18 protein-coding genes are annotated in these 16,988 nt (G+C 74.9%); 10 read left to right on the top strand and 8 right to left on the bottom strand.

What is annotated here, in order from left to right:
• Positions 1–165 precede the first annotated feature (165 nt).
• Genes hemC through hemL form a run of 4 tightly spaced genes read left to right on the top strand, consistent with a single transcriptional unit; the run spans position 166 to position 4,701 of the window.
• On the top strand, positions 166–1,278 hold the full coding sequence (gene hemC, locus ACN9MS_RS01845; protein ID WP_426310464.1) for a hydroxymethylbilane synthase: 1,113 nt from the start codon (positions 166–168) through the stop codon (positions 1,276–1,278).
• Positions 1,275–2,258, top strand: coding sequence for a uroporphyrinogen-III synthase (locus ACN9MS_RS01840; RefSeq protein WP_426310462.1), 984 nt, complete (start codon positions 1,275–1,277; stop codon positions 2,256–2,258). The genes hemC and ACN9MS_RS01840 overlap by 4 nt, the downstream gene beginning before the upstream one ends.
• Positions 2,255–3,289: a porphobilinogen synthase gene (hemB, locus tag ACN9MS_RS01835; RefSeq protein ID WP_426310461.1), complete on the top strand. Its 1,035-nt coding sequence runs from the start codon at positions 2,255–2,257 to the stop codon at positions 3,287–3,289. The genes ACN9MS_RS01840 and hemB overlap by 4 nt, the downstream gene beginning before the upstream one ends.
• A complete protein-coding gene (hemL, locus tag ACN9MS_RS01830) occupies positions 3,286–4,701 on the top strand; it encodes a glutamate-1-semialdehyde 2,1-aminomutase (protein WP_426310459.1) in 1,416 nt (471 codons plus the stop codon). Before hemB ends, hemL begins: the two co-directional genes overlap by 4 nt.
• A 49-nt stretch (positions 4,702–4,750) precedes the next feature.
• On the opposite strand, the gene ACN9MS_RS01825 is transcribed toward hemL, so the two are convergent.
• The 3 genes from ACN9MS_RS01825 to ACN9MS_RS01815 all read right to left on the bottom strand — a co-directional run bounded on the left by ACN9MS_RS01825 (position 4,751) and on the right by ACN9MS_RS01815 (position 7,199).
• On the bottom strand, positions 4,751–5,344 hold the full coding sequence (locus ACN9MS_RS01825; protein ID WP_426310458.1) for an HdeD family acid-resistance protein: 594 nt from the start codon (positions 5,342–5,344) through the stop codon (positions 4,751–4,753).
• 139 nt (positions 5,345–5,483) lie between these two features.
• Positions 5,484–6,584 (bottom strand): DUF2330 domain-containing protein, encoded by a 1,101-nt coding sequence (locus ACN9MS_RS01820; RefSeq protein ID WP_426310457.1) that lies wholly within the window; start codon positions 6,582–6,584, stop codon positions 5,484–5,486.
• Between the two features lie 132 nt (positions 6,585–6,716).
• The gene (locus ACN9MS_RS01815) at positions 6,717–7,199 is read right to left on the bottom strand and encodes a hypothetical protein (protein ID WP_378231706.1); all 483 of its coding nucleotides are present in this window, start codon (positions 7,197–7,199) and stop codon (positions 6,717–6,719) included.
• Between the two features lie 234 nt (positions 7,200–7,433).
• Here ACN9MS_RS01815 and ACN9MS_RS01810 point away from each other — a divergent pair, with 234 nt between their 5' ends.
• From ACN9MS_RS01810 to ACN9MS_RS01800, 3 genes are all read left to right on the top strand, one after another.
• The gene (locus tag ACN9MS_RS01810) at positions 7,434–7,772 is read left to right on the top strand and encodes a metal-sensitive transcriptional regulator (protein WP_375824010.1); all 339 of its coding nucleotides are present in this window, start codon (positions 7,434–7,436) and stop codon (positions 7,770–7,772) included.
• A gap of 24 nt (positions 7,773–7,796) precedes the next feature.
• Positions 7,797–8,177: a heavy-metal-associated domain-containing protein gene (locus ACN9MS_RS01805; RefSeq protein ID WP_426310456.1), complete on the top strand. Its 381-nt coding sequence runs from the start codon at positions 7,797–7,799 to the stop codon at positions 8,175–8,177.
• Between the two features lie 102 nt (positions 8,178–8,279).
• On the top strand, positions 8,280–10,982 hold the full coding sequence (locus ACN9MS_RS01800; protein ID WP_426310455.1) for a heavy metal translocating P-type ATPase: 2,703 nt from the start codon (positions 8,280–8,282) through the stop codon (positions 10,980–10,982).
• A gap of 132 nt (positions 10,983–11,114) precedes the next feature.
• Here ACN9MS_RS01800 and ACN9MS_RS01795 read toward each other — a convergent pair whose 3' ends face one another.
• The 4 genes from ACN9MS_RS01795 to ACN9MS_RS01780 are packed head-to-tail and all read right to left on the bottom strand — an operon-like array spanning position 11,115 to position 13,942.
• Complete coding sequence (locus ACN9MS_RS01795; RefSeq protein WP_426310454.1) at positions 11,115–11,912, bottom strand: ABC transporter permease; 798 nt, start codon at positions 11,910–11,912, stop codon at positions 11,115–11,117.
• The gene (locus ACN9MS_RS01790) at positions 11,909–12,883 is read right to left on the bottom strand and encodes an ABC transporter ATP-binding protein (RefSeq protein WP_426310453.1); all 975 of its coding nucleotides are present in this window, start codon (positions 12,881–12,883) and stop codon (positions 11,909–11,911) included. Before ACN9MS_RS01790 ends, ACN9MS_RS01795 begins: the two co-directional genes overlap by 4 nt.
• Positions 12,880–13,185, bottom strand: coding sequence for a transcriptional regulator (locus ACN9MS_RS01785; RefSeq protein WP_047231817.1), 306 nt, complete (start codon positions 13,183–13,185; stop codon positions 12,880–12,882). Before ACN9MS_RS01785 ends, ACN9MS_RS01790 begins: the two co-directional genes overlap by 4 nt.
• The gene (locus ACN9MS_RS01780; RefSeq protein WP_426310452.1) at positions 13,178–13,942 is read right to left on the bottom strand and encodes a hypothetical protein; all 765 of its coding nucleotides are present in this window, start codon (positions 13,940–13,942) and stop codon (positions 13,178–13,180) included. Before ACN9MS_RS01780 ends, ACN9MS_RS01785 begins: the two co-directional genes overlap by 8 nt.
• Positions 13,943–14,120: 178 nt before the next feature.
• Here ACN9MS_RS01780 and ACN9MS_RS01775 point away from each other — a divergent pair, with 178 nt between their 5' ends.
• The 3 genes from ACN9MS_RS01775 to ACN9MS_RS01765 all read left to right on the top strand — a co-directional run bounded on the left by ACN9MS_RS01775 (position 14,121) and on the right by ACN9MS_RS01765 (position 16,455).
• Positions 14,121–15,071, top strand: a complete 951-nt coding sequence (locus ACN9MS_RS01775; RefSeq protein WP_426310451.1) for an SPFH domain-containing protein — start codon at positions 14,121–14,123, stop codon at positions 15,069–15,071.
• Positions 15,068–15,409: a hypothetical protein gene (locus ACN9MS_RS01770; RefSeq protein WP_426310450.1), complete on the top strand. Its 342-nt coding sequence runs from the start codon at positions 15,068–15,070 to the stop codon at positions 15,407–15,409. Before ACN9MS_RS01775 ends, ACN9MS_RS01770 begins: the two co-directional genes overlap by 4 nt.
• A 221-nt stretch (positions 15,410–15,630) precedes the next feature.
• On the top strand, positions 15,631–16,455 hold the full coding sequence (locus tag ACN9MS_RS01765; protein WP_426311795.1) for a CPBP family intramembrane glutamic endopeptidase: 825 nt from the start codon (positions 15,631–15,633) through the stop codon (positions 16,453–16,455).
• Positions 16,456–16,510: 55 nt separating this feature from the next.
• Here ACN9MS_RS01765 and ACN9MS_RS01760 read toward each other — a convergent pair whose 3' ends face one another.
• A complete protein-coding gene (locus tag ACN9MS_RS01760; RefSeq protein WP_426310449.1) occupies positions 16,511–16,975 on the bottom strand; it encodes a DUF3592 domain-containing protein in 465 nt (154 codons plus the stop codon).
• Positions 16,976–16,988 lie beyond the last annotated feature (13 nt).

Genomic DNA, 16,988 nt, shown 5'->3' with positions numbered 1-16,988 from the left:
TACCGGAATCCCGAGAAAGAGAGTTCGGCAATTCCTAGGAATTGTCCTGACACATTGTCCGAACGTTCCTGACCGAGCGTCAGGACCACGTCACTCCCGCACGTATTTCCCCCGCTGCGACGTGCGCATTTCCGTGCACCGCCGAAGTGGGGAGAGACTGGGACCGTGAGCCCTGCAGGTACCCCTCCCCTCCGCGTGGGCACGCGCGGCAGCGCCCTCGCGACCACCCAGACCGGCCACGTCGCCCGACGCCTCGAGGAGCTGACCGGCCGGGACGTCGAGATCGTGCGGATCCGCACCGACGGCGACGTCCTCACCGGGTCGCTCGCCCAGATGGGCGGCACCGGCGTGTTCGTCACCGCGCTGCGCGAGGCGCTGCTCGACGGCCGCTGCGACGTCGCGGTCCACTCGCTCAAGGACCTGCCGACCGAGCCCGCCCCCGGCCTGACCGTCGTGACGCCGGAGCGCGAGAACCCGCGCGACGTGCTGTGCGCGCGCGGCGGCCTCACCATCGCGACGCTCCCGCGCGGTGCCCGCGTGGGCACCGGGTCGCCGCGCCGGGCCGCGCAGCTCCGCTCCGTGCGGCCCGACCTCGACGTCGTGGACATCCGCGGCAACGTCGACACCCGCCTGGCCCGCGCGCTCGGCCCGGACGCCGACCTCGACGCCGTGGTGCTCGCCTACGCGGGACTCGCACGGCTCGGCCGGCTCGACGCGGTGTCCGAGGTGATCGACACCGCGATCATGGCGCCCGCCGCCGGGCAGGGCGCCCTCGCGGTGGAGGTGCGCACGTCGTCGCTCGACGACCCCGTGCTCGCGCGGGCCCTGCACGACCTCGACCACGAGCCGACACGCCTCGCCGTGCTCGCGGAGCGGTCGCTCCTCGCGCGCCTCGAGGCCGGCTGCGCCGCGCCGGTCGGCGCGCACGCCCAGGTCGAGGACGGTGAGATCGCGCTGACGGCCGTCGTCGCCCGGGTCGACGGCGCCGAGCAGCTCACGCACTCCGGCCGCACGACGGTCCCGGTCGGCGCGCCGTCGCAGGACGCCCGGGACGACGCCGCCCGCGCGCTCGGCGCGCGCGTCGCCGACGCGCTCCTCGCCGACGGCGCCGCCCGGCTCGCCCCGCTCCGCGAGACCGGAGCCGGGGCCGGGTCCGGGACGGCCGAGGCGACGACGCGACCGGCCACGGCCGCCGACGCCGACCCGTCACCCGACCGGGCCGTCGAGACCGCGCGCGAGCAGCTCCGCGACGGCGGCTACCGCGGCGAGGCGGAATGAGCCCGGGCCCCCTGCGCGACCCGTCGCGCGGCCCCGCGCCGGTCGTGCCGCCCCCGCCTGCGCGGACGAGCCCGCGCGGCGCCGCCGAGGTCGCCGGACCGGCGTCGAACCGTCACGGCGCGAGCGCGCCGCTGAGCGGCCGCACGGTCCTCGTCCCGCGCGCGCCCGAGCGCGCCGCCGGGCTCGCCGCGACGCTCCGCGACGCCGGCGCGCGCGTCCTCGTCAGCCCCGCGATCGAGCGCGCCCGGGTCGAGGACACCGCCCCCGCGGACGGCGCCGTCGCCCGCCTCGCGCACGGCGACTTCGCCTGGGTCGTCGTGACGAGCGTCAACGCGATCGACGAGCTCGTCGCGAGCGCCGCCCGCCAGGGCCTCGACCTGGACGACGCCGCTCGCCGGTCCAGCTGGGCCGCCGTCGGGCCCGCGACCCGCCGCGCCCTGGAGGCCGTCGGCATCCAGGTGGACCTCGAACCGACCGAGAACTCGGCCCGCGGCCTCGTCGCCACCTTCGCGGCCCTCGCCTCGACCGACCACGCCTCTACCTCGCGAGGTAGAGGCCTGGTGCTGCTCCCGCAAGGGGACCTCGCCGCGCCCACGATGCACGACGGCCTGCACGCCCTCGGGTACGTCCCGCACGTCGTCACCGTCTACCGCACCGTCACGCACGCCCTCGCGCCGGACGTCGTCGCGGCCTGGCGCGCGGGCGAGGTGGACGCCGTCGTGCTGACCTCGGGGAGCGTGGCGCGCGAGGTCGCAGGGCAGCTCGGCCCGCGCGACGACGTCGCAGGCGTCGCGATCGGCGACCCGACCGCCCGAGCTGCGCGGGCCGTCGGGCTGCGGCTCGACGCCGTGGCCGCGCGCCCGACCGACGCCGCGCTCGCCACCGCGCTCACCACCGTCCTGTCAGGCGACCCGGTCGCACCCTCGGCGGCCGACCCGACCGACGCCGGCGACCCGACCGACGAAGGAGATCCCTCGTGACCCACCAGCTTCCCGTCGGCCACCACCGGCCGCGCCGCCTGCGCACGAGCCCCCGCGTGCGGCGGCTCGTCACCGAGACCCGCGTGCACGCGTCAGACCTCGTCCTGCCGCTGTTCGTCAAGGAGGGCCTGGACGCGCCGCGCCCGATCTCGTCGATGCCGGGCGTCGTGCAGCACACGGAGGCGACTCTCGCGGACGCCGTGCACGACGCCGCACGCGCGGGGGTCGGCGGCGTCATGCTGTTCGGCATCCCCGCCGAGCGCGACGCGACGGGTACGCAGGCGGACGCGGAGGACGGCATCCTCCAGCGCGGGATCCGGGTCGCGGTCGAGGCCGCGCGGGAGCACGCCGGAGGAGGGCCGGTCGTCATGGCCGACACGTGCCTCGACGAGTTCACCGACCACGGGCACTGCGGCGTGCTGGCCGAGGGTCGAGACGGGGGCGTCGTCGTCGACAACGACGCGACGCTCGACCGCTACGCCTCGATGGCCGTCGCGCAGGCGCGCGCGGGCGCGGACGTCGTGGCGCCGTCGGGGATGATGGACGGCCAGGTCGCGGTGATCCGCGAGGCGCTCGACGCCGCCGGGTTCGACGACGTGGGCATCCTCGCCTACTCCGCGAAGTACGCGAGCGCGTTCTACGGGCCGTTCCGCGAGGCCGTGGACTCGGCGCTCCAGGGCGACCGCCGCACGTACCAGATGGACGCGGGCAACGCGCGCGAGGGCCTGCGCGAGGCCGACCTCGACCTCGCCGAGGGCGCCGACATGGTCATGGTCAAGCCCGCGGGGTCGTACCTGGACGTGCTCGCCGCGGTCGCGGAGATGTCGCCGGTGCCGGTCGCCGCGTACCAGGTGTCGGGCGAGTACGCGATGATCGAGGCCGCCGCCGCGAACGGCTGGATCGACCGGCGCGGCGCGATCACGGAGTCGGTGCTGGGCATCAAGCGCGCCGGCGCGGACGTGATCCTCACGTACTGGGCGACGGAGCTCGCGGGCTGGCTCGACGAGAACGACGGAAGGACGCGGGCATGACGGACACCGGAGGCTTCGGGACGGCGGAGGCCGTGCAGGCGGAGAACGCGGCGCTGTTCGGCGCGCCGGGCGCGGGCGGGGCGGACAACCACGCCGCGTTCGTGCGCGCGCAGGGCGTGCTGCCGGGCGGCGTGAGCTCGCCGGTCCGCGCGTACGGGTCCGTGGGCGGCGACCCGCGGTTCCTGGCCTCGGCCCGCGGCCCGTACGTCACCGACGTCGCGGGGCGCGAGTACGTGGACCTCGTGTGCTCGTGGGGCCCGGCGCTGCTCGGCCACGCGCACCCGGACGTCGTGCGGGCGGTCCAGGAGGCCGCGGCCCGCGGGCTGTCGTTCGGCGCGCCGACGCTCGGCGAGGTCGAGCTCGCGGAGGAGATCCGCCGTCGGGTCCCCGCCGCGGAGCGCGTGCGCCTCGTGTCCACGGGCACCGAGGCGACCATGACCGCGGTCCGCCTCGCGCGCGGCGTGACCGGGCGCGACGTCGTCGTGAAGTTCGCCGGCTGCTACCACGGGCACGTGGACGCGCTGCTCGCCGAGGCCGGGTCCGGCGTCGCGACGCTCGCCCTGCCCGGCTCGGCCGGGGTCACCGAGGCGACGGCGGCCGAGACACTCGTGCTCCCGTACAACGACCTCGCCGCCGTCGAGGCGGCGTTCGCGGAGCGCGGCTCCGAGATCGCGGCCGTCATCACGGAGGCGTCGCCCGCCAACATGGGCGTCGTCCCGCCCGCGGAGGGCTTCAACGAGGGCCTGCGCCGCATCACCGCGGCGCACGGCGCGCTGCTCGTCCTCGACGAGGTGCTCACGGGCTTCCGCGTCGGGCCGAGCGGCTGGTGGGGCCTCGAGAACGCGGTCCTGCGCGGCCAGGGAGCGGACGGATACACGCCGGACCTGTTCACGTTCGGCAAGGTCGTGGGCGGCGGGATGCCGGTCGCCGCGGTCGGCGGCCCGGCGGCCGTGATGGACCAGCTCGCGCCCCTCGGCCCCGTCTACCAGGCGGGCACGCTGTCCGGGAACCCGGTCGCGGTCGCGGCGGGCCTCGCGACGCTGCGCCTCGCCGACGACGCGGTCTACGCGCGCGTCGACGAGGTCGCGGGCGTGCTGTCGTCGGCCGTGGGCTCGGCGCTCGACGCCGCGGGCGTCCCGCACCGTGTGCAGCGCGCGGGCTCGCTCTTCTCGGTGTTCTTCGGCGACCTCGCGGCGAGCGCCGGCGTGCGCGACTACGCGCAGGCCCAGGCGCAGGAGACGTTCCGGTACCGGGCGTTCTTCCACGCGATGCTCGACGCGGGCGTCAGCCTGCCGCCGTCGGTGTTCGAGGCGTGGTTCGTCTCCGCTGCCCACGACGACGCCGCGGTGACCCGCATCCTCGACGCCTTCCCCGCGGCCGCCCGCGCCGCCGCGGAGGCGACCCCGGCCTGACTCGGGCGGCCCGCCCACGCCCGGCTCCGGGGGGGCGGGCCGCCGCGCGTCAGTACGTCGCGGCCTTGCCCGCCTGCCTGCCGAGCGAGCGGATCTGGACGCCGAAGGCGATGAGCATGACGCCCCAGAGGATCGCGAAGATCGCGAGGATCCAGACGATCGACACCAGGCCGGCGTTGACGTTGAACAGCACGAGCAGGCCGAAGACGAGGCCCAGGAGGCCGGCGAAGACGCCCCAGCCCCAGCCGCTGCCGGGGACCTTGCGCAGGTCGAGGCTCGCGACGGTCTGGAACAGGCCGTAGACGACGGCCCAGAACCCGACGATCCACGTGAGCACGATCGCGGTCTTGCCCGGCCACACGAGCAGCACGATGCCGACGGCGAGGCTGAGCACGCCCATGGTCACGAGGAACGCGGTGCCGCTGCCCGAGCCGCGGCGACGGATGCCCTCGATGATCTCGACGATGCCGTCGACGACCGCGAAGATGCCGATCACCCAGATGATCACGGCCGCGGTCTTGTCCGGCCACGCGAGCGCGATGATGCCGAAGAGGATGGCGAGCACCCCGCGGAGCACTGGCCAGTACCAGACCTGCTTCGCGGTGCTGGAGAAGGCGGTGAGGATCGGGTCCTGCGTCGTCATGGTCACTCCCCGTGCTAGGTGACGGGCCGGCTCACCGGCGGCCTGGGGCCTGTGTCGCCTCCCGCTTCGCCTCCATGGAACACCCAGAAATCCCGCGTGTCGCGGCGAAGCGCGCGTTTCGCCCGCTCGGCCCGAACCGTCACGCCCGCGCGGGCCGCGGGGCGAGGGCCGGCGCGGGTGCGCGCCGCCGTCGGCCCGACCAGACCACGAGGGCGGCCAGCGCCAGCACCGCCGTGAACGCGAGGACGGGACCGGCGAAGAACGGGCCGATCCGCTTGTCGGCCACGACCGCGAAGGTCGGCGCGTACGCGACGTCGGCCGCGGCCTGCTCGAAGACGAAGTCGGAGACGATCTCCGTCCCCGGGTCGGCGAAGACCTGCTCGTGCGACGTGACGAAGCTGCCGTCGGCGAGGAGCGCGGCGAGCTCGTCCGAGCTCACCGACGCCGGGTCGACGCGCCCCGCGAACCGCACCGTGGGCTCCTGCGCGGCGGCGGTCGCGTCGGTGCGGTCGACCCGGTGGTCGGCCAGGACGTAGGTGCGCGTGCTCTGGGTGTCGTCGGCGACGGCGGACATGCGCATGGGGTAGACGAGCGAGCCGCTCGCGAACGTGACGCGCAGGGGTTGCAGCGTCCCGTCGAACGCCGCCGCCTCCTCCGGCGCGAGCCGGGCGGCGACGAACGACCAGCCCTCGCTCACGTACGGCGCGAGGGCGGTCTGGATCGACTCGGGGAGCTGGAACCCCCGCTCGGTGAGCCACGCCCCGAGCTCGCCCGGGTCCGTCGCCGCGAGCGTCGTGACGTCGAGCGGACCGAGCCGGACCTCGTCCAGCACCGCGACGCCCCCGGCGCCCGCACCGTCGGCGCCTGCGGTGCCGAACCCCAGCTCGGGCCACCACCGGTGGTCGGAGACGACGGCGCGGGGCTGCGTGAGGTCGTCGAGCTCGCGGAAGACCTGCGGGTCGGCGAGCGCGACCTCGGCCGGCGCGGGGGTCGGCAGCAGCAGCCCGACCTCCGGCGCGTTCGACAGCGCGTCGAGCTCCAGCAGCATCGTCTCGGTCGTGCCGTCCCACTGGAGCACGGCCGTCTCCTGCGAGACCGACGTGTCGTACGCGGGCCCGTCGACGAGCCCGCCGCACGCGCACGCGACGGCGGGCGGTGCCGCGACGACCGCCCCGCCCGCCAGCGCGAGCGCCACGACCGTCGCGCGGACCGCCCGTTCTGCCCCGGTTCCCCTGCCCATGCTTGGGAGGCTAGGGGCGCGCCAGCGGCCTCGCGCGGTGAGCGCCGCAATCGTGATGAGCCCGTGACAGCAGCGTGACCCACGGCCGCGCGACCGGCGCGCGGGCCGCCGTCGGGCAGGCTCGGCCGGCCGTCAGGCGACGGCCGCGCTCACGCCGAGGTGCACCAGGACCCCGAGCACGACGGCCCAGGCCGTCACCGCGGCGACCCCCCACGCGAAGACGCGAGCGCGTGGCGCGCCGAACCCGACCATCGCGGCCGCGGTGACGTGGCTCGGCAGGAGCAGGGGCCCGAGGAGGCTCACGCCCGGCACGCCGTACCGGTCGAACACCTGCCGCATCCGCTGCCGCTTGGGCGACTGCTCCGCGGCGCGTCCGCGCGTGACGCCGGTGCGGGCGGCGCCGATCAGCCAGACGACGAGCGCGAGGGCGATCGCGTTGCCGACCACGGCGGCGAGGATCGCGACGACGGGGTTCACCCCGGCGACGACCCCCAGGATCGCGGCCCCCTCGGCCTCGACGTACGGGATCGCGCCCGCCAGGAGGACTCCGACCCAGCGCAGCAGGGGCGGAAGGCCCTGGGTGAGCTCCTGGAGCCCGGTGACGATGTCGGTCATGGTGCGCCTCTCGTAGTGGGTGCCTCCAGCCTCTCGGCGGCGCGGGGCCGCCGACAGTGCGCCCGCTCACCGCGGGAGGTGGACCCGTCATCGCGTGGGCATGACGAGTGTCACGACCGTCGCCGTCGCGCGACGAGAGCGACGTACCCTTGGGGGGTATCCATCGGTTACCCTGGTGGGGTATAAGACGATCGACCCGCGGTCGCGGCACCGCGCCTGGACGAGGAGGAGAGCATGACCGACACCACCGAGGCCCCCGCCGTCGAGCACGAGCACGCGGCCCACACCGGTCCGCACGGCTACGCGTCCGACAAGGAGGCGTACCTCAAGCGCATGCGCCGCATCGAGGGCCAGGTCCGCGGCATCGCGCGCATGATCGACGAGGACGTCTACTGCATCGACATCCTCACGCAGGTCTCCGCCGTCACGAAGGCGCTCCAGGCCGTGAGCATCGGCCTCGTCGAGGACCACCTCGGCCACTGCGTCGTCGACGCGGCCCGCCAGTCCGAGGAGGAGGGCGCGGCCAAGGTCAAGGAGGCCGCCGACGCCATCGCCCGCCTCGTCCGCAGCTGACCCACCCCACCACCGAGGAGCACCATGAGCACCGTCACCACCCTGGGCGTCACCGGCATGACCTGCGGCAACTGCGTCGCGCACGTCACCAAGGACCTCGAGGCCGTCGCCGGCGTCGAGAGCGTGAGCGTCGAGCTGCGCGTCGGCGGCGCGTCCGAGGTCACGGTGTTCTCCGACGACCCGCTCGACGAGGCCGCGCTGCGCGAGGCCGTGGACGAGGCGGGCTACGAGGTCGCGTCGGTCGAGGTCCAGGAGGACGCGCTGGCCGCCCAGTACGCCGAGCAGGCCGCCGAGAAGCAGGAGGCGCACGCGTGCGCGTGCGGCTGCGGCACGGCCCCGAGCACGTCCACGGGGGACGCCACCCCGACGAAGACCTACGACCTCCAGGTCCCGCCGCGCGCCTGACCCGCTCGCGACCCGTCAGCACCCCGCGGGTCCCCGTGCTCGTGGGGTGCTGACAGCACTTTCCCGGCCCGACGCCGGAGCACCCGTCGAGGAGTCACCCGCATGACCGCCCAGCCCACGCCCACCACGACGGCCGCCACCCCTCCGGGCGACGTCGCGGGCGGACCGTTCGCCGAGGTCGACCTCGCGATCGAGGGCATGACCTGCGCGTCGTGCGTCGCGCGCGTCGAGAAGCGGCTCAACCGCGTCGACGGCGTCGCCGCCACCGTCAACCTCCCGCTCGAGAGCGCGCACGTCGTCCTCGCGTCCGACGTCACCGACGCCGACCTCGTCGCCGCCGTCGAGAAGGCCGGCTACACCGCCCGCGTCACCGTCCGCCGCGACCTCACCCCTGGCGACCAGGGTTCGACCGCGCGGGACCAGGGATCTACCTCGGCCGACCTGGGCTCTACCTCGGCAGAAGGCGGGACGGACGCCGAGGCCGCCGCCGGACCCGACCCGAGCGCGTCCGGCCGCCCCACCGCGGAACGTGACCACGGTTCTCCCTCGCAGGACCAGGGCTCGACCTCGGCGATCCAGGGTGCTGCCTCGCACGACCGGGGTGCCGTGCTGCTGCAGCGCCTGCGCGTCGCGGCCGTCCTCACCGTGCCGGTGGTGGCGGTCTCGATGATCCCCGCGCTGCAGTTCACGGGGTGGCAGTGGGTGGTCGCGGCGCTCGCGCTGCCGGTCGTCACATGGGGCGCATGGCCGTTCCACACCGCGGCGTTCCGCGCGGCGCGGCACGGGGCGTCGACGATGGACACGCTCGTGTCGCTCGGCGTGGTCGCGGCGTCGCTGTGGTCGCTGTGGGCACTGCTGCTGGGTGGCGCGGGCGAGCTGGGGATGCGGATGCAGCCGACGCTCGTCCCGTCCCGCGACCACGGTGCTGGTTCGGGTGGGACACCCGAGCTGTACTTCGAGGTCGCGGCCGTCGTCACGACGTTCCTGCTCGCCGGCCGGTACGCGGAGCACCGGTCGAAGCGGCGTGCGGGCGACGCGCTGCGGTCGCTGCTCGAGCTGGGTGCGAAGGACGCAGAGCGGGTGCTCCTCGGGCCGGACGGTTCTCCCCGCTCGGGTGCGGACGGGGCGCGGGTCACCGAGCGCATCCCGGTCGCGGACCTCGTGGTGGGCGACGTGTTCGTCGTGCGGCCGGGCGAGAAGGTCGCGACGGACGGCGTGGTGCTGGAGGGGTCGAGCGCGGTCGACACGTCGCTCCTCACGGGCGAGCCGGTGCCGGTGGACGTCGGCCCGGGCGACGACGTGACGGGCGCGACGGTCAACGCGGCGGGCGCCCTGCTGGTCCGCGCGACGCGCGTGGGCGAGGAGACGACGCTCGCGCAGATCGGGCGGCTCGTCACGCAGGCGCAGACGGGCAAGGCTCCGGTGCAGCGGCTCGCGGACCGGATCTCGGCCGTGTTCGTGCCGGTCGTGCTGGCGCTCGCGGTCGCGACGCTCGTCGGCTGGCTGCTCGCCGGGGCGAGCACGCAGCTCGCGTTCACGGCCGCCGTCGCGGTGCTCATCATCGCGTGCCCGTGCGCGCTGGGTCTGGCGACGCCGACGGCCCTGCTCGTCGGGACCGGCCGGGGCGCGCAGCTCGGCGTGCTCATCAAGGGCCCGGAGATCCTGGAGTCGACGCGGCGGGTGGACACGGTCGTGCTCGACAAGACCGGCACGGTCACCCAGGGCGCGATGGCGCTCGAGGCGGTCGTGACGCCGTCGGGCACCGTGCCGCTGGACGAGCTGTCACCGGACGGTCGCGCTCCGGCGCCACGAGACGCCGACAGGTCGCGCGAGGACGTCGACGACGCGCGCGACGCCCTGCGGCACGCGGGCGCGGCCGAGGCGCTGAGCGAGCACCCGATCGCTCGGGCGATCACGGCGGCCGCGCGCGGCGTGGCCGGAGTCCCGGCGTCGGACGGCGAGGACGTACCGGTGGGGGCCGACGGCGTCGCGATCGGCTCGCTGCAGGCGTTCGACTTCCGCAGCGCCCCGGGCGGCGGGGTCGAGGCCGTCGTCCGCACCGCGCACTCGGGTCTCTCGCTCGGGAGCGGCGACGGCGGCGGGCTCACCGCGCGGCGCGTGCTCGTCGGGCAGCCGTCGTGGCTCGCGCGCGAGGGTGTCGCGAGCGACCCCGGGCTCGACGACGCGTTCGCCGCCGCCGAGGCGACGGGGGCGAGCGCCGTCGTCGTCGCCTGGGACGGCCGGGCGCGCGCGGTGCTCGTGCTGCGCGACCCGGTGAAGCCGACGTCGGCCGTGGCCGTCGCCGAGCTGACGGACCTCGGCCTGCGGCCCTACCTGCTCACGGGCGACGGCGAGGGCGCGGCCCGCGAGGCGGCGCGCGCCGTCGGGATCGCGGAGACGGACGTGGTCGCGCGCGTGCTGCCGGACCAGAAGGTCGACGTCGTCGCGCGGCTCCAGCGCGAGGGCCGCGTCGTCGCGATGGTCGGGGACGGCGTGAACGACGCCGCCGCGCTCGCGACCGCGGACCTCGGGCTCGCGATGGGGACAGGGACGGACGTCGCGATCGAGGCGAGCGACCTCACGCTCGTGCGCGGCGACCTGCGCAGCGCCGCGACGGCGATCCGGCTCTCGCGCCGGACGCTGCGGATCATCCAGCAGAACCTGTTCTGGGCGTTCGCGTACAACGTCGCGGCGATCCCGCTCGCGGCGGCGGGCCTGCTCAACCCGATGATCGCGGGGGCCGCGATGGCCGCGAGCTCCGTGCTCGTCGTCGGGAACTCGCTGCGCCTGCGCCGCGCCGCCTGACCCCGCAGCCCGCCCCGAGGGGGACCCGCCTCGCCGGGCGCCGAGCACGCCACCACCCGCCGTCGAGCACGACATGAGGGTCGTTGTCCTGGGGACGACGACCCTCATGTCGTGCTCGGCGCGTGGGGGGGGTCAGCGGAAGCGGCGGCCCTCGTCGCGGCGGTAGGCGCCGACCGCGAGGACGGCGAACAGCACCGTCCAGCCGAGGAGCACGAACCACGCGCCCGCGTACGCCGGCTCGCCCGTCAGGGCCTGGACGAGCAGGTCACGACCCGCTCGGGTCGGCGTGGCCATCGAGATCGCGTCCAGCCACGGGGGGAAGAGGAACGGCGGGAGGAACAGGCCGCCGGCGAACGCGAGCGGGAAGAGGATCACCTGCACGACCGGCAGTGCCGCCTTCGCGGACAGCGAGTACCCGATCGCCATGCCGAGCAGCACGAACGGCACGGACACGAGCAGGACCGTCCCGACGCCCGCCAGAAGCTGGCTCCACGTCACCGTCGCCGACGTGAACAGCCAGCCGATGAGGATGAGCGGCACGAGTCCGAACAGCGAGAAGATGCCGCCGTTGAGCACGCGCGCCGCCATGCGAGGCGCCGGGCCCGCGGGGAGCGAGCGCACGAACGGGTCGAACGGGAGCTGGCGGTCCTCCGCGACGCCGAGCCCGTACGTGAACAGGCTCGCCGAGCAGATCGCGAACAGGCCGAGCGACGCGACGGCCGTGGTCGCGGCCACGGGGTTGCCGGCGGTCGCCTCCTGCGGCACGACGAAGAAGAACATCGCGAGCGCGGGGAACAGCAGGTTCCCCAGCACCGCGACGGGCACGCGCACCGTCTCGAGGAACTGGTACTTGAGGTGCAGCCAGGTGAGGCGCAGGGGGCCGGGCAGCGCGACGGCAGGTGCGGCGCCCCGGGTGGTCGTGGTGGTCATCGTGCTCGCGCCTCCGTCGTCGGGGTCGCGTCGCGCGCGACCATCTGCTCGAACGCCTCCTCGAGGCTCGCGCCCCGGATCTCGAGGTCGTGGAAGTCCACGCCCGAGGTGACGAGCTCGCGGACGAGCGCGTCGGCGTCGGGCGTGTAGAGCTCCTGACGGCCGTCGCCGAGGCGGTCGGACCGCACGACGCCGGGCCGGTCGGCGAGGTCGGCCGTCGACCCGACGACGACGCGTCGCAGCGACACGCGCCGCAGGATCGCGTCGAGCGAGTCGTCCGCCTTGACCACGCCCTGGTCGATGACGACGACGCGCTGCGCGAGCGCCTGCACCTCCTCCAGGTAGTGGCTCGTCAGGAGGACCGTGCCGCCGTCCGCGTGGTAGGAGCGGATCGCGTCCCACAGGGCCTGACGTGCGCTCACGTCGAGGCCCGTCGTCGGCTCGTCGAGCAGGACGACGCGCGGCCGGCCCACGAGGGACAGCGCCACGGCGAGGCGGCGCTTCTGCCCGCCGGACATGGCTCCCGTCTGACGGCCCGCGAGCTCGGTGAGCCCGAACTGGTCGAGCAGCGCCGCCGTCGGGACGGGGTCCGGGTAGTGGCCCGCGACGAAGTCGACGACCTCGCGCACCTTGAGCGTCGCGGGCAGGCCCGTCTCCTGCGGCGTGAGGCCGAGGCCGACGCGGCTGCGCGCGTCGCGGGGGTCGCCGCCGAGCAGGCGGACCGTCCCCGCGTCGGGCTTGCGCTGACCGCTGATCAGGGAGAGCAGCGTCGACTTCCCGGCCCCGTTCGGGCCGAGCAGACCGACGAGCTCGCCCGCCCCCACGGTCAGGGACACGTCGTCGAGCGCGACGACCGTGCCGAAGCGGCGGGTCACGTGGTCAACGGCGACGACCGGCCGGGCGTGGTCGGTCGCCGACGGCGCGGGGTCGGGCCGGGTGGTCCGGGTGGGGCTCGTGCGCTGGGCGCTCATGCTCCAGCTCCTCTCAGGAGGGTGTTCAGTGCGGCGGTGTAGTCCTCGAAGGCCACGCGGCCGCGGGTCGTGAGGGCGAGGTAGGTCGCGGGTGTGCGGCCCTCGTGCGTCTTGGTGACGCGGACGTAGCCCGCGTCCTCGAGCTTGCGCAGGTGGGTGGAGAGGTTCCCCGCCGTCATCCCCAGCAGCTTCTGGAGCTTGGGGAAGGACAGCTCGTCCCCGCTCGCGAGGGCCGCGAGCGTCGCGACGACGCGCAGGCGCGCCGGCGCGTGGATGACGGGGTCGAGCTCCGTCTCAGGCATCGACCGTCCCCCTCCCATCGGCAGGCGTCGGTCCGGACGCGGGGCGACGCCGTCGTACGCGCAGGAGGTGCTCGACCCCGGCCATCACCAGGAACCCGCCACCCCCCGCGAGCGCCATGACCAGGTACGTGAACGGCAGCCCCGCGAAGGTCGCCGCGGCGGCGGTGACGAGGATCCACACCCCGAGGACGAACAACCCGCGGGAGTCGAACGCGACGGCGCCGCCGAGGTACAGGAGACCGACGACGATGCAGGCGAACGCGTTGCTCGCGAGCGCCATGACCTCCGTGGACGCGCCCGCACGGGCCAGCCCGCCGAGCACGAACCCGTAGCAGACGAAGCCGAGCATCCACGACCACCCGTACATCGCCCCGGTCCGGGCGCTGACGCCGCGGGTCCCGGCGGTGCGCGTCACGCTGTGGACGATCGTGAAGACGGTCGCGGCCGCGATGAGGCTGAAGAAGACCCAGAAGGCCCACGGCTCGGGCTGGGCCCCGACGACCTGACCGGCCCCCGACCGGAGCCGCACGACGTCCGCGCCATCGGCGACGCGCACGGCGCTCACCCACAGGCACAGGTACCCGACGAGCCACGCGAGCCCCCACGCGAGGCACAGCAGCCGCGTGTCGGGTTCGGTCGCGTCGCGTGCGTGGGCCTGCTGCTCGCGGATCACGCGGAGCGTCTCGGCGACGTCGAGCGCGCGCTCTCCCGGCTCGTCGGTCCTGGCGCGGTCGGCGTCGCCGTCGTCGGTGGTCATGGTCGTCTCCGTTGATCGAGAAACTACTTTGCGCTGCAAACCTGTTTGTAGCCTGCCACGCCGTCCGGACGACGCGCAACCCCCGGACGGCCACGGATGGTCATGACCCCGCTTATTGTGATATCACTTTGCTATACACGACATGCGCGGCCGCCGGCCGCAGGAGAGGACGGGCCCCGTGACCGAGAGCGCAGCACCCCCGCAGGAGTCCGTCGGCGGCGAGCCGACCGGCCGGCCCGTCGGCCACGACGGCACGCGCGTCGACGTCACCGAGCAGCCCGCGTGGTCGCTCGGCGCGGGCGGCGGCGGCCTGGTGATCCTGCTCGTCCTCGCGTTCCTCGGCGGGTCGGTCCCGCTGTTCGCGACCGCCACCCCGGTCGGCGCCGTGCTCGGCGTGGTCGCGATCCTGATCGGCCTCTTCCTGCTCACGATGGTCAAGGTCATCAACCCCGGCCAGACGCTCGTCGTCCAGTTCTTCGGGCGGTACCTCGGGACCATCCGGCGCACCGGGCTCGTCGCCACCGTGCCGTTCTCGACGCGCAAGCGCGTGTCGGTCCGCGTGCGCAACTTCGAGACGAGCGAGCTCAAGGTCAACGACGCCGACGGCAACCCGATCAACATCGCCGCGATCGTCGTCTGGCAGGTCGCGGACACCGCGAAGGCGAGCTTCGCCGTCGAGGACTACACCGACTTCGTCCGCGTCCAGGCGGAGTCGGCGCTGCGCCACGTCGCGATGTCGCACCCCTACGACGACGCCGAGGCCGGCGAGCAGTCGCTGCGCGGGGCCACCGAGGTCGTGTCGGCGGAGATCGCCACCGAGGTCGCGGCGCGCGTGGTCGTGGCCGGCGTCGAGGTCATCGAGGCCCGCATCTCCAACCTCGCCTACGCGCCCGAGATCGCCCAGGCGATGCTCCAGCGCCAGCAGGCCGGGGCGATCATCGCCGCCCGGTCGCGCATCGTCGAGGGCGCGGTGTCCATGGTCGAGGACGCGCTCTCGCGCCTCGAGGCCGAGGACATCGTCACGCTCGACGACGAGCGCCGCGCGACCATGGTCTCCAACCTGCTCGTCGTGCTGTGCGGCGACAGCCGCGTGACGCCCGTCGTCAACACGGGGTCGCTCTACCAGTGACCCCCCGCAGCCCGGACGTGCCCGGCGACGGCGAGCAGCCGTCGTCGGGCTCCGGCGTGCCCGCGGACGACCCGCGCGTCGTGCCGGAGGGTGACGCGCCCACGGAGGGTGAGCGGCCGGCGTCGGGCACGGGCCGGGCGCAGCGTCCCCAGCGCAAGTCCGTGCTGCTGCGCCTCGACCCCGCCGTCCACGACGCGCTCGCCCGCTGGGCCGGCGACGACCTGCGCAGCGTCAACGCGCAGATCGAGATGCTGCTGCGCCGGGCGCTCGACGACGCGGGCCGCCTGCCCCGCGACGTCCGCCCGCCTCGCCGCCCGGGCCGCCCACCCCGCGCCTGACCGGCGGCGGAACGCCACCCCCTGACCCGCCGAGCACGACGATGCTGTCGTCCTGGGGCCGAGAACGACAGGAGCCCCGTGGTCGGCGTGGAGCAGGCTCGTGCTCGGCGGACAGCGGGCGTCCAGGCGACGTCGAGGCTGCTCGCGGAGACCGGTGCTATAACCGGACGGTGCCCGATCCGACCACCTCCACCTCCGCGACCGCGCCGGAGCCGCTGCCGGTGCCCGGCTCGGCGGCCCCACCGGTCGCAACAGCCGCCGCCCCCGCGCGCCCCGACCGTGCGACGCGACGGCGCATCGGCGCGGAGATCTGGATCGTCCTCGGCCTGAGCCTCGGCAAGTCGGCGGTCTACGCGATCATCAACATCGTCGCGCGCCTCACTGCCGGGACCCCGCTCGGCGAGCAGTCTGCGAGCCTCAACGTCAGCCAGTCCGCACGCCCCTACCTCGACCTCACCTACCAGCTCGTCGGCATCTTCTTCGCCGTGCTGCCCGTCGCGCTCGCGCTGTACCTGCTCAGCGCGCGCGGGCGCTCGGCCGTCCGGGCGATCGGGCTCGACGGGTCGCGGCCGCTCCAGGACGTCGGGTGGGGGTTCGCGCTCGCCGCCGCGATCGGGATCCCCGGGCTCGGCTTCTACGCGCTCGGGCGTCTCCTCGGCATCACGGTCGAGGTGCAGGCGTCGGCGCTCAACGCCGCGTGGTGGACCGTGCCCGTGCTGATCCTCGCCGCCCTCCAGAACGGGCTGCTCGAGGAGGTCATCGCCGTCGGCTACCTGTTCGAGCGCACGCGCGACCTCGGCTGGGGACGCGTGAAGTTCGTCGTGTGGAGCTCGCTGCTGCGCGGCTCGTACCACCTGTACCAGGGGTTCGGCCCGTTCGTCGGGAACGTCGTCATGGGCGTCGTCTTCTCGTGGTTCTACACGTCCCGCTGGGGCCGGCACCGCGTCATGCCGCTTGTCATCGCGCACACGCTGCTCGACGTCGTCGCGTTCGTCGGATACGCGCTCCTCCCCCTCGAGTGGAAGCAGTCGCTCGGCCTCGCCTGACCGCCGAACCGCGGCGCCGAGCCCCTCGCGGCGAGCCCCGATCTTCTCGCGACGCTCAGAACGGGGAGAAGCGCAGGATCGACTGCGACATGACGACGAAGAACGCGACGAACCCCAGGAACACGAGCGAGAAGACGATCCGGCCGACCTGCCCTCCCGCGCCGAGGCGGTCCCCGGTGGGTGCCGCGAAGCGGGTCGGCTCGGCCGGGTCGTAGATCACCCGGACCTCGCTCCCGGACCGGTCCAGCATGCCCACGTCGGAGAAGGCCGGCACCGCGCGGACCCGCCGGCCGTCCGCCGTCGTGAACTCGATCGTCTCGACGACCCGCGAGCTCGTCTCCCGGTCGGACCCGCTCCCGCGCGACGTGTGCTGGACGTGCGCCGCGACGACGAGCCCGAACGTCGTCTGCCCCGACCGCTGCAGCGAGCGGACGCCGGCCAGCCCGCGCAACGCCCCGAACAGCGTCCACAGGCCGGCGGCGCCGAGGAACAGCGGCACGATGATGAACAAGGCGCTCACGGGCGGGTCCCCC

It is taken from the genome of Cellulosimicrobium sp. E-16, assembly GCF_049913115.1.
In the GTDB taxonomy this organism is placed as follows: domain Bacteria; phylum Actinomycetota; class Actinomycetes; order Actinomycetales; family Cellulomonadaceae; genus Cellulosimicrobium.
Note: the sequence above shows the minus strand (reverse complement) of the source record. Positions and strands in the feature narration are given on the sequence as shown.

Coding starts and splice junctions, on each gene's coding strand:
- ACN9MS_RS01840 (WP_426310462.1), top strand. CDS start 1,275: ATGAGCCCGGGCCCCCTGCGCGACCCGTCGCGCGGCCCCGCGCCGGTC.
- ACN9MS_RS01785 (WP_047231817.1), bottom strand. CDS start 13,185: ATGCCTGAGACGGAGCTCGACCCCGTCATCCACGCGCCGGCGCGCCTG.
- ACN9MS_RS01805 (WP_426310456.1), top strand. CDS start 7,797: ATGAGCACCGTCACCACCCTGGGCGTCACCGGCATGACCTGCGGCAAC.
- ACN9MS_RS01825 (WP_426310458.1), bottom strand. CDS start 5,344: ATGACGACGCAGGACCCGATCCTCACCGCCTTCTCCAGCACCGCGAAG.
- ACN9MS_RS01780 (WP_426310452.1), bottom strand. CDS start 13,942: ATGACCACCGACGACGGCGACGCCGACCGCGCCAGGACCGACGAGCCG.
- ACN9MS_RS01810 (WP_375824010.1), top strand. CDS start 7,434: ATGACCGACACCACCGAGGCCCCCGCCGTCGAGCACGAGCACGCGGCC.
- ACN9MS_RS01820 (WP_426310457.1), bottom strand. CDS start 6,584: ATGGGCAGGGGAACCGGGGCAGAACGGGCGGTCCGCGCGACGGTCGTG.
- ACN9MS_RS01800 (WP_426310455.1), top strand. CDS start 8,280: ATGACCGCCCAGCCCACGCCCACCACGACGGCCGCCACCCCTCCGGGC.
- ACN9MS_RS01795 (WP_426310454.1), bottom strand. CDS start 11,912: ATGACCACCACGACCACCCGGGGCGCCGCACCTGCCGTCGCGCTGCCC.
- ACN9MS_RS01790 (WP_426310453.1), bottom strand. CDS start 12,883: ATGAGCGCCCAGCGCACGAGCCCCACCCGGACCACCCGGCCCGACCCC.
- ACN9MS_RS01815 (WP_378231706.1), bottom strand. CDS start 7,199: ATGACCGACATCGTCACCGGGCTCCAGGAGCTCACCCAGGGCCTTCCG.
- hemL (WP_426310459.1), top strand. CDS start 3,286: ATGACGGACACCGGAGGCTTCGGGACGGCGGAGGCCGTGCAGGCGGAG.